12 protein-coding genes are annotated in these 15257 nt (G+C 63.6%); 5 read left to right on the top strand and 7 right to left on the bottom strand.

All coding sequences use genetic code 11. The features are described 5' to 3' along the window. The first annotated feature begins 156 nt into the window (after positions 1-156). Entirely contained in the window at positions 157-1383 is a 1227-nt protein-coding gene (locus JQ587_RS02585; RefSeq protein WP_212302137.1) for an ABC transporter substrate-binding protein, read from the top strand. Positions 1384-1570: 187 nt separating this feature from the next. Here the strand turns inward: JQ587_RS02585 and JQ587_RS02580 are convergent, their stop codons facing one another. After that, positions 1571-1996, bottom strand: a complete 426-nt coding sequence (locus JQ587_RS02580) for a DUF1330 domain-containing protein (RefSeq protein ID WP_212424326.1) — start codon at positions 1994-1996, stop codon at positions 1571-1573. Positions 1997-2163: 167 nt separating this feature from the next. Here JQ587_RS02580 and JQ587_RS02575 point away from each other — a divergent pair, with 167 nt between their 5' ends. Then, positions 2164-4389, top strand: a complete 2226-nt coding sequence (locus tag JQ587_RS02575) for a transglycosylase domain-containing protein (protein ID WP_212424325.1) — start codon at positions 2164-2166, stop codon at positions 4387-4389. Between the two features lie 159 nt (positions 4390-4548). Here the strand turns inward: JQ587_RS02575 and JQ587_RS02570 are convergent, their stop codons facing one another. From JQ587_RS02570 to JQ587_RS02555, 4 genes are all read right to left on the bottom strand, one after another. Beyond that, positions 4549-5388, bottom strand: coding sequence for a M48 family metallopeptidase (locus JQ587_RS02570; protein ID WP_212424324.1), 840 nt, complete (start codon positions 5386-5388; stop codon positions 4549-4551). 218 nt (positions 5389-5606) lie between these two features. Next, positions 5607-6935, bottom strand: coding sequence for a polyhydroxyalkanoate depolymerase (locus JQ587_RS02565; RefSeq protein ID WP_212302132.1), 1329 nt, complete (start codon positions 6933-6935; stop codon positions 5607-5609). Between the two features lie 121 nt (positions 6936-7056). Continuing rightward, positions 7057-7875 carry an ABC transporter permease gene (locus JQ587_RS02560; RefSeq protein WP_212302131.1) on the bottom strand — a complete coding sequence of 273 codons (819 nt, stop codon included), beginning with the start codon at positions 7873-7875 and terminating at the stop codon, positions 7057-7059. Next, positions 7872-8678 carry an ABC transporter ATP-binding protein gene (locus JQ587_RS02555; protein WP_212424323.1) on the bottom strand — a complete coding sequence of 269 codons (807 nt, stop codon included), beginning with the start codon at positions 8676-8678 and terminating at the stop codon, positions 7872-7874. Before JQ587_RS02555 ends, JQ587_RS02560 begins: the two co-directional genes overlap by 4 nt. Before the next feature lie 183 nt (positions 8679-8861). Here JQ587_RS02555 and JQ587_RS02550 point away from each other — a divergent pair, with 183 nt between their 5' ends. Both JQ587_RS02550 and JQ587_RS02545 read left to right on the top strand, forming a co-directional pair. Continuing rightward, positions 8862-10172 (top strand): ActS/PrrB/RegB family redox-sensitive histidine kinase, encoded by a 1311-nt coding sequence (locus JQ587_RS02550; RefSeq protein ID WP_212424322.1) that lies wholly within the window; start codon positions 8862-8864, stop codon positions 10170-10172. 103 nt (positions 10173-10275) lie between these two features. Beyond that, on the top strand, positions 10276-10830 hold the full coding sequence (locus tag JQ587_RS02545) for an ActR/PrrA/RegA family redox response regulator transcription factor (RefSeq protein WP_271607750.1): 555 nt from the start codon (positions 10276-10278) through the stop codon (positions 10828-10830). A 125-nt stretch (positions 10831-10955) separates the two neighbouring features. Here JQ587_RS02545 and JQ587_RS02540 read toward each other — a convergent pair whose 3' ends face one another. After that, on the bottom strand, positions 10956-11447 hold the full coding sequence (locus tag JQ587_RS02540; RefSeq protein WP_212302127.1) for an MmcB family DNA repair protein: 492 nt from the start codon (positions 11445-11447) through the stop codon (positions 10956-10958). Between the two features lie 241 nt (positions 11448-11688). Between JQ587_RS02540 and JQ587_RS02535 the strand changes: the two genes are divergently transcribed. Then, positions 11689-13386, top strand: coding sequence for an alpha-amylase family protein (locus tag JQ587_RS02535; protein ID WP_212424321.1), 1698 nt, complete (start codon positions 11689-11691; stop codon positions 13384-13386). A 176-nt stretch (positions 13387-13562) separates the two neighbouring features. Here JQ587_RS02535 and JQ587_RS02530 read toward each other — a convergent pair whose 3' ends face one another. Beyond that, positions 13563-15164: an alpha-amylase family glycosyl hydrolase gene (locus JQ587_RS02530; RefSeq protein ID WP_212424320.1), complete on the bottom strand. Its 1602-nt coding sequence runs from the start codon at positions 15162-15164 to the stop codon at positions 13563-13565. Between the last annotated feature and the right edge of the window lie 93 nt (positions 15165-15257).

Raw genomic sequence — 15257 nt, 5'->3', positions numbered from 1 at the left:
CTCTACGGACCTACGAACCAACGCACCCTACGAACGGCCAGCACCTTCCCGCCTTGCGTTGCAGCAACCTCTCCTCCACACTCGCCCTCAGCGATGGCGTCGGACGCGCAGTGCGTCCGGCAGACCATCGGCAATAACAGACTGAGGAAATTGCGAATGAGGAATGGAGTTTTGCATCTGGCCACGGCAACGGCGCTGACCCTGGCGCTGTCGATCTCTGCGGCCAATGCCCAGAAGAAATATGATCCGGGCGCCAGCGACACCGAGATCAAGGTCGGACAGACCATGCCGTTCTCGGGACCCGCATCGGCCTATTCGTCGATCGGCAAGACCCAGGCCGCCTATTTCAAGATGATCAACGAGCAGGGCGGCATCAACGGCCGCAAGATCAATTTGATCCAGTATGACGACGCCTATTCGCCGCCGAAGGCCGTCGAGCAGATCCGCAAGCTCGTCGAGAGCGACGAGGTGCTGCTGACCTTCCAGATCATCGGCACGCCCGTGAACGCGGCCGTCCAGAAATATCTCAACTCCAAGAAGGTGCCGCAGCTGTTCGCAGCAACCGGCGCCTCGCGGTTCACCGATCCGAAGAACTTCCCGTGGACGATGGGCTACAACCCCAACTACTTCGTCGAGGGCCGCATCTACGGCCAGTACATTCTCAAGGAGCATCCGGACGCCAAGATCGGCGTGCTCTACCAGAACGACGACCTCGGCAAGGACTACATCAACGGCCTCAAAGCTGGCCTCGGCGACAAGGCCGCCAAGATGATCGTGACCGAAGCCTCCTACGAGGTGTCAGATCCCACCGTCGACTCGCAGATCCTCAAGATCAAGGACGCAGGCGCGGATCTGTTCTTCAGCGCGACCACGCCGAAGCAGGCCGCCCAGGCGATCAAGAAGATCGCTGAGATGGGCTGGCATCCGACCCAGATCGTCGACATCAACGCAACCTCGGTCGGCGCGGTGCTGAAGCCTGCAGGCCTCGACGCCGCCAAGGGCCTGATCAGCGTCAACTACGGCAAGGAGCCGCTCGATCCGACCTGGAAAGACGACGCCGGCCTGAAGAAGTATTTCGACTTCATGGCCAAGTACTATCCGGACGGCGACAAGGACTCGAACTTCAACACCTACGGCTACGGCACTGCCCAGCTGCTGGTCCATGTGCTGAAGCAGTGCGGCGACAACCTCACGCGCGAGAATGTCATGAAGCAGGCCGCTTCACTGAAGGACTTCACGACCGACGTCGCGCTGCCCGGCATCAAGGCCAACACCTCGGCGACCGACTACCGCGTCAACAAGCAGCTTCAGATGATGAAGTTCAACGGCGAGCGCTGGGAGCTGTTCGGCCCGATCCTGGAGGATTCGGGTCCCGCGGGTTAGCTCTCGAAATCTTCTGTCTCAACGACGTCATGCCCGGGCTTGTCCCGCCTGCGCGGCCGAAGCCGCTTCGGCAAGGCGAAGGCCCGGGCATCCACGTTATTAGGGCGACCAAGGACGTCGCGGATGGCCGGATCATAGGCGAGCGCGACGCCGTCCTTCGGACGGCTAGGCCCAGCCATGACGACACTCAGGCCGGTATCTCGCCAAAATTCTTCCCCACCGGCAGCACCGCGTGCCGGATCAGGCGCGAATCCTCCACCGCGGCCTGGCGATGCTTGACGGCCTCGCGATAGACGGGATCGCGGATCATCTCCACGAAAGCGGCGACGCTTGGATATTCGGCGATGAAGCAATGATCCCAGCGCTCGTCCTGCGGGCCGATCAGCATCAGCTCGAACCGGCCCTGCCAGATGATGCGGCCGCCGAGGCGCGTGAATACCGGGCCGCTTTCGCGGCCATAGGCCGCATAGGCTTCCGCGCCGCTGGCCTTGCGGCCGTCGGGATAGGCCGCTTCCTTGCGCAATCGCACCAGATTGAGCATTTGGATCGGACCCGGGCGGTCGTTCTCCCGGAATTGTGCAAAAATCTCCTTGGTCGGATCGATATGGCCCATGCGAGTTCCCTCTTCGTTATGGCCGCGATCCTAGCTCTGCCGCTCAATGAGCGGAACTGCGGCCAGGGAATGCCGCATCTCCTAATCAGTCGTTAAGCACGGGGTAACCGGGCCTTAAACAGCGACCGCTAGCGTGCGGCGGGGCGGGGTGAGCGGGCGTTTTTAGTATGGGGTCGGGAAAGAGAAAGGGTGGGCGGAAGGAGCCGTTGTTCGGCTTGCCCGCGGCGCTCGCCGATCTGCGCCTGACGGCGGCGGATCGCATTCCCGGTGGCGGCGACGACAAGCCGAAAAAGCCCGCGAGCAAGCGCAAGGCCGAGGCGTCCGACGACGAGCCGCCGCGCGAGCGCAAGACACCGGCCAAAAGCAGCGGTGCCAAGCGGCGGTCGAAATCATCCATCAGCGCCGGCCTCGGCCGCCTCGTCTATTGGGGCGCCGTGCTGAGCCTGTGGGGCGTGATCGCCGTGATCGGCGTCGTGATCTGGGTCGGTGCCCATTTGCCGCCGATCCAATCGCTGGAGATTCCAAAACGTCCGCCGACGATCCAGATCGTCGGCATGGACGGCAGCCTGCTGGCGCAGCGCGGCGAAATGGCCGGCGCGAACGTGTCGCTGAAAGACCTGCCGCCCTATCTGCCCAAGGCCTTCATCGCGATCGAAGACCGCCGCTTCTATTCGCATTTCGGCATCGACCCCGTCGGCATCCTGCGCGCGCTCGTCACCAACGTGCTTCATCGCGGCGTGTCGCAGGGCGGTTCGACGCTGACGCAGCAGCTCGCCAAAAACCTGTTCCTGACCCAGGAACGCACCATGCAGCGCAAGCTGCAGGAGGCGGAGCTCGCGATCTGGCTCGAGCGCAAGCATTCCAAGGACGAGATTCTGGAGCTCTATCTCAACCGCGTCTATTTCGGCTCCGGCGCCTACGGCGTCGAAGCTGCCGCGCAAAGATATTTCGGCAAGCCGGCCAGGAGCGTGACGATCGCGGAAGCCGCGATGCTGGCTGGCCTCGTCAAATCGCCCTCGCGTCTCGCGCCGAACCGCAATCCGGAAGGCGCGGAAGCGCGCGCACAGGTCGTGCTCGGGGCGATGGCGGACGCCAAATTCATCACCGAGGCGCAGGCCCAAGCCTCGATCGGCCATCCCTCCTACAATGTGAAGCCGGTCGGCGCCGGCACCGTGAACTACGTTGCCGACTGGACCGGCGAGGTGCTGGACGACCTCGTCGGCCAGATCGACGACAGCATCAAGGTCGAGACCACGATCGATCCAAAACTCCAGGCCGTGGCGGAGGCCGCCGTCATCGACGAGCTCGCGGCCAAAAGCGTGAAGTTCAACGTCAGCCAGGGCGCGCTGGTGGCAATGACACCCGACGGCGCAGTGCGCGCGATGGTCGGCGGGCGGAACTATTCCGAGAGCCAGTACAACCGAGCGGTCACCGCCAAGCGTCAGCCGGGCTCCTCGTTCAAGCCGTTCGTCTATCTGACGGCGATGGAGCAAGGGCTGACGCCCGACACCGTCCGCCAGGACGCGCCGATCGAGGTCAAGGGCTGGAAGCCCGAGAACTACACGCATGAATATTTCGGCGCGGTGACGCTGACGCAGGCGCTCGCGATGTCGCTCAACACGGTCGCCATCCGCCTCGGCCTCGAGGTCGGGCCGAAGAACGTGGTGCGCACCGCGCACCGGCTCGGCATCTCCTCGAAGCTCGAGCCCAACGCCTCGATCGCGCTCGGTACCTCGGAAGTCTCCGTGGTCGAGCTGGTTGGCGCCTATGCGCCGTTCGCCAATGGCGGCTTCGCCGTCGCGCCGCATGTGGTGACGCGGATCAGGACGCTCGACGGCAAGCTGCTCTACATGCGCCAGCCCGACGAGCACAACCAGGTGATAGAGCCGCGTTACGTGGGCATGATGAACACCATGATGCGGGAGACGCTGATCTCCGGCACAGCGAAGAAGGCCGAGATCCCCGGCTGGCAGGCGGCCGGCAAGACCGGCACCAGCCAGGATTACCGCGACGCCTGGTTCATCGGCTACACGGCGAACCTCGTCACCGGCGTCTGGCTCGGCAATGACGACAACTCGCCGACCAAGAAGGCGACCGGCGGCGGCCTGCCGGTGGAAGTCTGGACCCGCTTCATGCGCGCCGCGCACGAGGGCGTGCAGGTGGCGGCCCTGCCGAACCTGCAAAGCAATTGGGGGCCGTCGAACCTCGTGCAGATCTCATCGCAGGTGTCGCCGCCGACACAGGCAGTGCCCGGCCCCGCTCCAGCACCGGTCAGCAATGGCGGCTATCGCGCACCGCCGCCACCGACACGCGCCAATGTCAATGCACGGCCGGAGGCAGCCGCCGGGCTTGATGGCTGGCTGATGGACCGGCTGTTTGGCGGGAATCGATAGACCGCAAAACAAAATCGCAAAAACAACCCCATGCACAGTAGGCGGCGATTCCCCGGCGCGATGTGCGGTGGATGGTGCGAAGGCGTTGATGCGACGTCGTAAAATGCGATCGCCCGCTTTCGCGGGCGATGACACCGTTCATTCGATTGGCAGCGAGGCCTAGTCCTCGACCCCGTACCGGTGCAGATCGTTGCCGCAGGTATCGAGCCACTTCTTGGCGCGCTCCATGGACGGACAGATCTTGCCGCAGACGCGCCAGAACCTCGCCGAATGGTTCATCTCGACAAGATGAGCGACCTCGTGGGCGGCGAGATAGTCGAGCACGAAGGGCGGCGCGAGGATCAGGCGCCAGGAGAACGACAGCGAGCCCGCCGAGGTGCAGGAGCCCCAGCGGCTGGATTGATCGCGGATCGAAAGCCGCTTCACCTTGACGCCGAGCTCGGCGGCATGGGTCTCGGCTGAGCGCTGCAGATCCTTGCGCGCCTCGCGCTTGAGGAAATCGCTGATGCGGCGATCGACATGCTCGAGGCCACCGGCGACGCAGAGAATGCGCTCGCCGCTGTCACGCGTCTCCGTCCACACCGTGCCGCGCGCGCCGGCGCGATGCACGATGCGATGGGGAACACCACGGAGCGGTATCACTGTGCCAGGCTGAAACGGCGCGGCCTTCGGCAGGCGACCAAGACGCGCTGCAATCCAGGCACCGTGACGCTGCGCAAAATCCTTGGCTTCCGCGAGCGTGCCGCGCGGCGGGATCGTGAGGATCGCTTCGCGATCACTCGGATGAATTCTCAACGTGTAACGGCGCGCTCGGCGGTGCCTGCGCAGCCGAATCGCAAAGAATTGCGACCCATGGGTGATGAGAAGGGTCTTCGGTTCGTGGGGCCGCCGATAAAGGAGCGCGCGAGTGGCCATGTCTGTCAGTCCGGGGAGCAAGAGATCGCCCGGATTCTGCCATAACCGCCGCCAGGGAAAGCGCTCGGCGCAAAAACAAATCATTTGCCCAATATACAGGGGTCGGGCGTCCGGGAGACCCTACAGACTGGGGTTGGAACCGGCTTTTTTCGCCCTCTCTGGATGCATGCGACACCCCCAAGAGGTGAGGGGTGACTCACTCCTAGAAGGCTACCTAAATACCGCGAATCTGGCCGGAACCGGACCCTGCCGGCGCCGCCAGCAGGGCTCGATTTTTCGACGGGAAAGCCGAAATTCGCAGCTTATTCGGCAGCGCGCGCCTGCAATGAGGTCGGATTCGCTGCCGAGACCATGAAGTCATGGATGCGCGGCACGATTTCCGACTTGAAGCGCGAGCCGTTGAACACGCCGTAATGTCCGACGCCCTTCTGGACGTAGTGAACCCGGCGATGATCCGGAATCGAGCTGCACAATGTGTGCGTAGCCTCGGTCTGACCGAGACCCGAGATGTCGTCGTTCTCGCCCTCGACCGTCATCAGCGCAACGCGCGTCACCTTGGAAGGATCGACGCGAGTTCCACGATGGGTCATCTCACCCTTCGGCAGCGAGTGCTTCACGAACACGGTGTCGACCGTTTGCAGGTAATATTCGGCCGAGAGGTCCATCACCGCGAGATACTCGTCATAGAACTCGCGATGCTTGTCGACGAGATCGCCGTCGCCCTTCACCAGATTGGCGAAGAGCTGCTTGTGGGCGTCCATGTGCCGGTCGAGATTCATGCTGATGAAGCCGTTCAGCTGCAGGAAGCCCGGATAGACGTCGCGCATCATGCCCGGATGCGGGAACGGCACCTTGGTGATGACGTGATTGCGGAACCAGTCGATGCCGCGCTCCTGGGCGAGGTTGTTCACGCCGGTCGGATTGCGGCGGGTGTCGATCGGGCCGCCCATCAGCGTCATCGAGGTCGGCACGAAGGGATCGCGTCGCGCCTCCATGACCGAGACCGCGGCAACGACGGGCACGGAGGGCTGGCACACAGCCATGACGTGGGTGTTGCCGCCGAGGACGTGCAGCATCTCGATGACGTAGTCGATGTAATCGTCGAGATCGAAGCGCCCCTCGCTCAGGGGCACCATGCGGGCGTCGGCCCAATCGGTGATGTAGACCTCGTGCGCCGGCAGAAAGGCCTCGACCGTGCCACGCAGCAGCGTCGCATAGTGACCGGACATCGGCGCGACGATCAGCACGCGCGGCTGCGGGCTGCGCAGCGGACGGGCGAATTTGCGATCGAAGTAGAGCAGCCGGCAGAATGGCTTTTCCCAGACCGAGCGGACCTCGACGGGGACGCGGATGCCATTGACCTCGGTGTCGTTGAGGCCCCATTCCGGCTTGCCGTAGCGGCGCGTGGTGCGCTCGAACAATTCGCAGGCCGCGGCGACCGACTTGCCGACCTCGGTGCGCGTCCAGGGATTCAAGGGATTCTGAAACAGGAGCTTGGTCGCGTCGGTGACCGCACGTGCCGGATTGAGAGAGGCGTGGGCCATCTCGTACATCCAGTACATCGGCGTGGTCAGGACCGGACTGCCTTCAGCCACCAGGGGCGGCGCGCCGCCAAACTCACCAATAGGCATCGCTATGTTCCTCTTCGCATCGCAGCATACTGCCGAATGCGTAATATTGCGTCAATGCATGGTTCCGTACATCTACGTGGCCCGGACAGCCAAATCGGCCTGAATCCACGGGAAAGTGACGTTATTCGCCGCCCGCGAGCAGGGAGCCGTGCTTCCGGGCGCTGCGCAACAGGGCAAGGAATGCCCCAAAAGAAGCAAGCAGAAGCACTGCATTGATGGCCAGCGCATCCAGCATCAGATCGGCCCGGAAGGTCTGCTCGATCAGCAGCGCACGCATCCCCTCGAACACGTAAGTCGGCGGCAGCGACCAGGCGACGTATTGCAGCCAGGATGGCAGCACGCTGACGGGGTAGTAGATGCAGGCGAGCGGCATGATCGCGAACATCAAGGTCCAGACGATGCTCTCGGCGCCGAGGCCGTTTCGCAGCACCAGGCCCGAGACGAAGATGCCGACCGACCAGCTCGTGAAGATCAGATTGCAGAAGAAGGCGATCAGCGGCAGGCCGAGGCTGTAGACATTGAAGTGAAAGAACGCCAGCGCGAGCAGCGTCATCGGAATGATTCCGATCGCCAGCCGGATCAGACTCATCACCATCAGCGAGAGCAGAAACTCGATCGGCCTCAAGGGGCTCATCATGAGGTTGCCGAGGTTGCGCGCCCACATTTCCTCCAGGAAGGAGATGGAGAAGCCGAGCTGGCCGCGGAACAGGATGTCCCAGAGGATCACGGCGCCGATCAACGTGCCGCCGGCGCGGGCGAAGAAGCTGGCGTTTTGCGCGATGTAATACTGGATGAAGCCCCAGGTGATGACCTGGAGTGCCGGCCAGTACAGCAGCTCGAGCAGCCGTGGCCAGGACGACAACAGGAGATACCAGTAGCGCAGGATCATCGCGCCGATGCGCTGGGCGGAGATGCCGCGGTGGAGGGAGATGTCGGTCATCGCGCTGCGTCCTCTCTGGCGCCATTCACGCGCCCGCGCGCGACGTCCAGAAACACCTCCTCCAGGGTGGAGCGGTTGTAGCGGGCCATGATGGCGTCGGGCGTGTCGTCGTCCTCGATACGGCCACGCTTCATGATGATGACGCGGTCGCAGAGCCGCTCGACCTCGAGCATGTTGTGGGATGCCAGCAGGATGGTGGCGTTGTTGTCCTTGCGGTAGCGCTCCAGATGCGCCCGCACCCAGTCGGCCGTATCCGGATCGAGCGAGGCAGTCGGCTCGTCCAGCAGCAACAGCTCCGGCTCGTTGATCAGCGCCTTCGCCAGCGCGACGCGGGTCTTCTGCCCGGCGGAGAGCTTGCCGTTGGCGCGGTCGATGAACTCGTTGAGATCGAGATCGTCGGCCAGCCTGGCGATGCGGTCGGCGAGGCCTTTCACCGCATAGAGCTTGCCGAAAATGGTGAGGTTCTGCCGCACCGTGAGCCGCATCGGCATGTCGACATAGGGGCTTTCGAAATTCATCCGCCCCAGCACCGCCGCGCTCTCCTCCGGCATCCGATGGCCGAGCACGCGGACGCGGCCGGAGGTCGGCAGCACCAGCCCCATGATCATCGCGATGGTGGTGGTCTTGCCAGCGCCGTTGCCGCCGAGCAGCCCGGTGATGCTGCCGCAGGGAAGCGAAAAGGAGATGCCGTCGACCGCGCGGGTCTGCTTGTAGACCTTGACGAGGCGATCGACCTCGATGGCCGCGGACGAAATACCATCCGCGACAGTCGGCCGGCTTGAAGCGTTGTCATTCCCGGTCATGCTAGAGGCGTTCTTCCGCCATTGCGCGGTGGAGCGCAAGACTTGCTTGATAAGACTTGCCTGACAAGACTTGCCTGACAAGGCTTGCTTGAAAAGACTTGATGTAAATGGCTTGCAACCTGCCCGAAGGGCGCGAGTCAGCGTGTTTGTGATCGGACACGCGCACCGCTAGATTGGCCTGTGATGACCGAGACCACCGCTTCCGACTTCCGCCCGGCGCAACGACACATCCGCCTGGATACCATCCTGCGACTGCGCTGGCTCGCGGTGCTGGGCCAGCTCGCCGCGATCTTCATCGTGGCGCAGGGGCTCGAGTTCAACGTCGAGATCGTGCCCTGTGTCAGCATCATCGGCCTGTCGGCCATGCTCAACCTGGCGCTCCAGACCGCGGTCAATCCGATGCGGCGGCTGGAGCCGATCCAGGCGGCAGGGCTGCTGGCGCTGAACATCGTGGAACTGGCCGGGCTGTTGTTCTTCACCGGCGGATTGCAGAACCCGTTCTCGTTCCTGTTCCTCGCTCCCGTCTTGATTTCAGCCACCGCCTTGCCGGCACGGCTGACCTTCGGCCTTGGCATTCTGGCCGTGGCCTGCGCCTCGATCCTGTTCTTCGTTCATCTGCCGCTGCCGTGGGACGCGGAAGATCCCGTGGTGCTGCCGCCGATCTATCTCGTCGGCGTGTGGCTTTCGATCGTGCTCGCGATCGGCGTCACCAGCCTCTACTCGTTCCAGGTGACCGAAGAGGCGCGCAAGCTCGCCGACGCCTTGGCCGCGACCGAGCTGGTGCTGACGCGCGAGCAGCACTTGACCCAGCTCGACGGCCTTGCCGCCGCCGCTGCGCACGAGCTCGGCACGCCGCTTGCGACCATCTTCCTGATCTCGCGCGAGTTGGAGAAGACGGTGAAGGACCCGAGCTTCGCCGCCGATCTCAAGACGTTGCGCGAACAGACGCAGCGCTGCCGCGACATCCTGAGCAAGATCACCCAGCTTTCCTCGACCGGCGCGCCGTTCGACCGCATGAAGCTTTCCGAGCTGATCGAGGAGGTGGTGGCGCCGCACCGCGACTTCGGCGTCGAGATCAAGGTGCGGATCGCCGTGACGGCAACAGCCGAGCCGGTCGGCTCACGCAACCCTGCGGTGCTTTATGGGGTCGGCAACATTGTCGAGAACGCGGTCGATTTCGCGCACACCAGCGTAGAAGTGAACGCATGGTGGAACAACGACACGATCGAGATCGTGATCTCCGACGATGGCCCAGGCATTCCGCCCGACCTCATGAACCGGATCGGCGAACCCTATCTGTCGCGGCGGCGCACCCAGGATGCCGGCGGCGGCCTGGGGCTCGGCGTGTTCATCGCACGCACGCTGCTGGAACGCACCGGCGCCAAGGTCTCGTTTACCAACCGGACCTTTCCGCAACACGGCGCCGTGGTCCAGATCGCGTGGCCGCGCGAGCGTTTTGAGGCTATCGAGAGCCTCGAAGAAACAATAGGATAGGCCGCGACCTTGCGTCGCACGTGAGGGCCGATCGACTATTGGCGGCCTTGGCACCGCCCGATTGCGACGCCATATATAGATGTGCAGGAGAGAGGACAAAACCTTGAACGCCATCGCCGAACTGAACGAACAGACCGACCGCTCGCTTCTCATCGTGGAAGACGACAAGCCGTTCCTGGAGCGCCTGTCGCGCGCCATGGAGACACGCGGCTTTGCGGTGACGTCATGTGACACGGTCTCGGATGGTCTCGCGCAAATCGGCAAGTCCGCGCCCGCCTTCGCCGTGGTCGATCTCAGGCTCGGCGACGGCAACGGTCTCGACGTCGTCTCCGCGCTGAAGAAGAAGCGCCCCGAAGCCCGCGCCATCGTGCTGACCGGTTATGGCAACATCGCCACCGCCGTCACCGCGGTGAAGATGGGCGCGATCGATTATCTCTCGAAGCCCGCCGATGCCGACGACGTCGTCGCCGCGCTGCTCTCGACCAGCGCCGAAAAGTCGGAGCTGCCGGCGAACCCGATGTCCGCCGACCGCGTGCGCTGGGAACACATTCAGCGCATCTACGAGATGTGCAACCGCAACGTCTCGGAGACGGCGCGCCGCCTCAACATGCACCGCCGTACGCTGCAGCGGATTCTGGCCAAGCGCGCGCCAAGGTAACGGTGTCGTGGGGTGGGCAAAGGCGCACTGCGCCGTGCCCACGGTTTCTCTCCGAGTTTCATCGATAGGTTTTGTGGGCACGCTTCCGCTTTGTCCACCCTACGAAACTTGCATTTGCGGCGCCGCTATTCCCAAAAATCCGCGTGCCCTTGCGGATCGACCAGGCGGTTGATGCGCAATGCCGCCGCCATGCCGAACCGCACCGTCATCTGCTTGCGCGTGGCGGCCGCGATTCTGTGCTCGGGCGCCTCGCAATGCATGTGCGCGCCATAGGCATCCGCGATGATCAGGCCGGTGTCTTGCGGAAAAATCTCGCACGGCAAATCCTGCGTGAAAGCGAAGAACAGCCGGTCGCAATGGGCGCGGTATTCATGCCATTTCTGATCGGCGCGCAGATCCTCTACCGATGACTTGATCTCGACGATCCAGATCTCGCCGCGCTCGTTCAGCGCCACCAGATCGGCGCGGCGTCCCGACGGCAGCGGCAATTCGCTGATGCAGGAAAAGCCGAGCGAGCGCAGCAGCCGCGCCGTGCCCCGCGCGATCGCCAGCGCCGTCTCGGACTGGCGGCGATCGGGCGGCGGAACGAGAGCGATGTTGCGCGCGGGTTTATCCATACGGGGAGAGTAGCCGATTCCACCCCCGCTGTCGTCCTGGCGAAAGCCGGGACCCATCACCCCAAAAGGTCGTTGTCGCGCGAACGGCTAGCCACGAGCCTTCGCCAGACTACCCCCTCTGGTGGGTCCTGGATCTGCGCTTCGCTTGTCCTGGACGACGGCGAGGATGGGAACCCGATCTCATCACAGCACTTATCACGCAGCCGCCGCACCTCGGCGGGCGCATTGAGGCGGCTGCCGCATGATCGATGATCTCTGGTACAAGAACGCCATCATCTATTGCCTGTCGGTCGGCACCTATATGGATGCCAACGGCGATGGTGTCGGCGATTTCAAGGGGCTGCTGCGCCGGCTCGATTACCTGCACGGCCTCGGCATCACCACGATCTGGCTGATGCCGTTCCAGACCTCGCCGGGCCGCGACGATGGCTACGACATCGCCGATTATTACAGCGTCGATTCCCGCTACGGCACGCTCGGCGACTTCGTCGAGTTCACCCATGGCTGCAAGCAGCGCGGCATCCGCGTCATCATCGATCTCGTCGTCAACCACACCTCGGACCAGCATCACTGGTTCAAGGAGGCGCGCCGCGACAGGAATTCACCCTATCGCGACTGGTATGTCTGGTCGGACAAGAAGCCGGCCAATGCGAACAAGGGCATGGTGTTTCCCGGCGTGCAGAAATCGACCTGGACGCGCGACAAGGACGCGGGTGCGTATTACTTCCATCGCTTCTACGATTTCCAGCCCGATCTCAACACGTCGAATCCGCATGTGCAGGCGGAGATCCTGAAGATCATGGGCTTCTGGATTCAGCTCGGCGTCTCCGGCTTCCGCATGGACGCCGTGCCCTTCGTGATCGCGGCCAAGGGCGCGAAAGTCAAAAAGCCCGCCGAGCAATACGACATGCTGCGCGCGTTCCGCGAATTCCTGCAATGGCGCGAAGGCGACGCCATCATCCTGGCCGAGGCCAATGTGCTGCCTGATACCGACATGGAGTATTTCGGCCGCGATGCCGACCGGATGCACATGATGTTCAACTTCCACGTCAACCAGCATCTGTTCTATGCGCTGGCGTCCGGCGACTCGCGTCCGCTGGCGAAGTCGCTGAAGGCCACCAAGCCGCGGCCGGCCTCGGCGCAATGGGGCCTGTTCCTGCGCAATCACGACGAGCTCGACCTGGGCCGGCTGACCAAGGCGCAGCGCGACACTGTGTTTGCAGCGTTCGGCCCCGACAAGGACATGCAGCTTTACGATCGCGGCATCAGGCGCCGACTTGCGCCGATGCTCGGTGGCGACCGCAGGCGGCTCGAGCTCGCCTACAGCCTGATGTGCACCCTGCCGGGAACACCTGTGATCCGCTATGGCGACGAGATCGCGATGGGCGACGATCTCTCGCTGTCCGAACGCAATTGCGCGCGCACGCCGATGCAATGGTCGACCGAACCGCATGGCGGCTTCACCAGGAGCGACAAGCCGGCCAGCCCCGTGATCGACCAGGGGCCGTACGGCTATCCGCACGTCAACGTCGCCAAGCAGCGGCGTGATCCGAATTCGATGCTGAACTGGACCGAACGCATCGTCCGCATGCGCAAGGAGGTCCCGGAGATCGGCTGGGGCGATTTCACCGTGATCCCGACGCGCGATCCCGCCATCTTCATTATCCGCTATGACTGGCGCAGCAATTCCGTGCTGTTCGTGCATAACCTCAACCAGAAGCCGCGCGAGATCGCGTTCTCGGCCGGGCTGCCCGGCGAAGCCGGCAAGCATCTGATCAATCTGCTGGCGGAAGACCACAGCCACGCCGACAAGCGCGGCCAGCACCGCGTCGTGCTGGAGCCCTACGGTTATCGCTGGTACCGCGTCGGCGGACTGGATTATCTGCTGAAGCGGAGCGATGTGGATGCGACGACGGTGCGGAAGGGGCGCAAGGGGTAGCCCCCATCGTCGTCCTGGCGAAAGCCAGGACCCATTACCCCAAAAGGTCGTTGTCGCGCGGAGACGGTCACTCCGAGTAGTCGCCAAACCAGCCCCTGTGGTAATGGGTCCTCGATCTGCGCTTCGCTTGTCCAGGACGACATCGGAGAATGACGCCATCGCCCCCGGGACGACGGCTAGGCCGGCGGCACGACCACCACGCCTTCATTCCCCCGCAAATCCAGCACGCCTTCGAGCCTTTCCCCCTCGCGATCCAGAAACGTCGACAGCAGGATCTCGCTGCCGAAGCGGAGCGCGCTGGTGGTGACCGCGATCGGCTCGGGGCCGAGATTGAGCACGATGACGAGCGACCTGCCCGCGGCCTCTCGACGGTAGACCAGGAGATCGCCCTGCGCGGCGATCGGATGATAGTCGCCTGAGACCAACGGCGGGCAGGTCCTTCGCAATGCGATCAGGCGCTTGTAGAGGCTGAGGATCGAGCGCGCGTCGGCATCGAGATTTACGACGTTTTCGCGGACATGATCCTCCGGCAACGGCAACCACGGCCTGGTTTCCGCGAAACCGGCGAACTCCGAAAAATCCCATTGCATCGGGGTACGGCAGCCGTCGCGACCGACACCGATGCCGGGCACGTTCTTCTCGAAGGGGTCCTGCACGTCCTCCGGCGCGATGGCGAGCTGATGCATGCCGATCTCGTCGCCGTAATAGAGCGTCGGCGTGCCGCGCAGGGTCAGCAGCAGCATGGCGGCGACGCGGGCCTGCTCCGGCCCGACGCGGCTCGCCACACGCGGACGATCGTGATTGCCGAGCACCCAGTTCGGCCAGGCGCCGCGCGGCAGCGCCTTCTCGTAATCCTCGATGATCGTCTCGATCGAGCGCGCGCTCCAGAAGGTCGAAAGCAGCGCGAAATTGAACGGCATCTGCGCGCCGGTGAGATCGTTGCCGTAATAGGCCATCAGCCGGTGCAGCGGCAGATAGACCTCGCCGATCAGCACGCGCGCCGAATAGGCATCCGTCACGCGCCGCATCTCGGCGATGACGTCATGCACCTCCGCCTGGTCGGTGGAATATTGAGTGAGGATCTTTTCGTTCGGCGGCCGGCCCTCGACATAATGCGGGTTGGGTGGATTGTCGCGAAACGCGGCATCCTTGATCAGATGCCAGATCACATCGACGCGAAAGCCGTCGACGCCCTTCTCCAGCCAGAAGCGCATCACGTCGTAGATCGCGGCGCGGACATCGGGATTGCGCCAGTTGAGGTCCGGCTGCTGGGCGAGGAAGGCGTGGTAGTAATATTGACCCGTCGCCGCATCGACCTGCCACGCACTGCCGCCGAATTCCGAAAGCCAGTTGTTCGGCACGCCGCCGTCGGGGCCAGGGTCGCGCCAGATGTACCAGTCGCGCTTCGGGTTGTCGCGCGAAGAGCGGCTCTCGACGAACCAGGGATGCTGGTCTGAGGTGTGGTTCGGGACGAGATCGAGGATCAGCTTCAATCCGTTCTCATGCACGGCCGCAAGCAACGCATCGAAATCCGCCATCGTGCCGAACAGCGGATCGATGCCGGTATAGTCGGAGATGTCGTAGCCGAAATCGGCCATCGGCGAGGGGAAGATCGGCGACAGCCAGATTGCATCGACGCCGAGCGATTTCACGTAAGGCAACCGCCGCAAAATGCCGGCGAGATCGCCGACACCGTCACCATCGGAGTCCTGAAACGAGCGCGGGTAGATCTGGTAGAAGATGCCGTCGCGCCACCAATTCTCGCTGCCCTGTGCCATGCCGGAAAGACCATCCAAAATCTGCTTCTCGCGCGGGAGAACGCGGAAGCAACGCCCCGGTTCAAACTGGCGGGCGAATTGGGACGGGCGTGT

The sequence above is a fragment of the Bradyrhizobium manausense genome (assembly GCF_018130615.1).
Taxonomy (GTDB): domain Bacteria; phylum Pseudomonadota; class Alphaproteobacteria; order Rhizobiales; family Xanthobacteraceae; genus Bradyrhizobium; species Bradyrhizobium manausense_A.
This window is presented reverse-complemented; position numbering and strand designations above follow the sequence as displayed.

Coding starts and splice junctions, on each gene's coding strand:
- JQ587_RS02585 (WP_212302137.1), top strand. CDS start 157: ATGAGGAATGGAGTTTTGCATCTGGCCACGGCAACGGCGCTGACCCTG.
- JQ587_RS02570 (WP_212424324.1), bottom strand. CDS start 5,388: ATGATTTGTTTTTGCGCCGAGCGCTTTCCCTGGCGGCGGTTATGGCAG.
- JQ587_RS02565 (WP_212302132.1), bottom strand. CDS start 6,935: ATGCCTATTGGTGAGTTTGGCGGCGCGCCGCCCCTGGTGGCTGAAGGC.
- JQ587_RS02580 (WP_212424326.1), bottom strand. CDS start 1,996: ATGGGCCATATCGATCCGACCAAGGAGATTTTTGCACAATTCCGGGAG.
- JQ587_RS02560 (WP_212302131.1), bottom strand. CDS start 7,875: ATGACCGACATCTCCCTCCACCGCGGCATCTCCGCCCAGCGCATCGGC.
- JQ587_RS02575 (WP_212424325.1), top strand. CDS start 2,164: ATGGGGTCGGGAAAGAGAAAGGGTGGGCGGAAGGAGCCGTTGTTCGGC.
- JQ587_RS02530 (WP_212424320.1), bottom strand. CDS start 15,164: ATGGCACAGGGCAGCGAGAATTGGTGGCGCGACGGCATCTTCTACCAG.
- JQ587_RS02555 (WP_212424323.1), bottom strand. CDS start 8,678: ATGACCGGGAATGACAACGCTTCAAGCCGGCCGACTGTCGCGGATGGT.
- JQ587_RS02540 (WP_212302127.1), bottom strand. CDS start 11,447: ATGGATAAACCCGCGCGCAACATCGCTCTCGTTCCGCCGCCCGATCGC.
- JQ587_RS02535 (WP_212424321.1), top strand. CDS start 11,689: ATGATCGATGATCTCTGGTACAAGAACGCCATCATCTATTGCCTGTCG.
- JQ587_RS02550 (WP_212424322.1), top strand. CDS start 8,862: ATGACCGAGACCACCGCTTCCGACTTCCGCCCGGCGCAACGACACATC.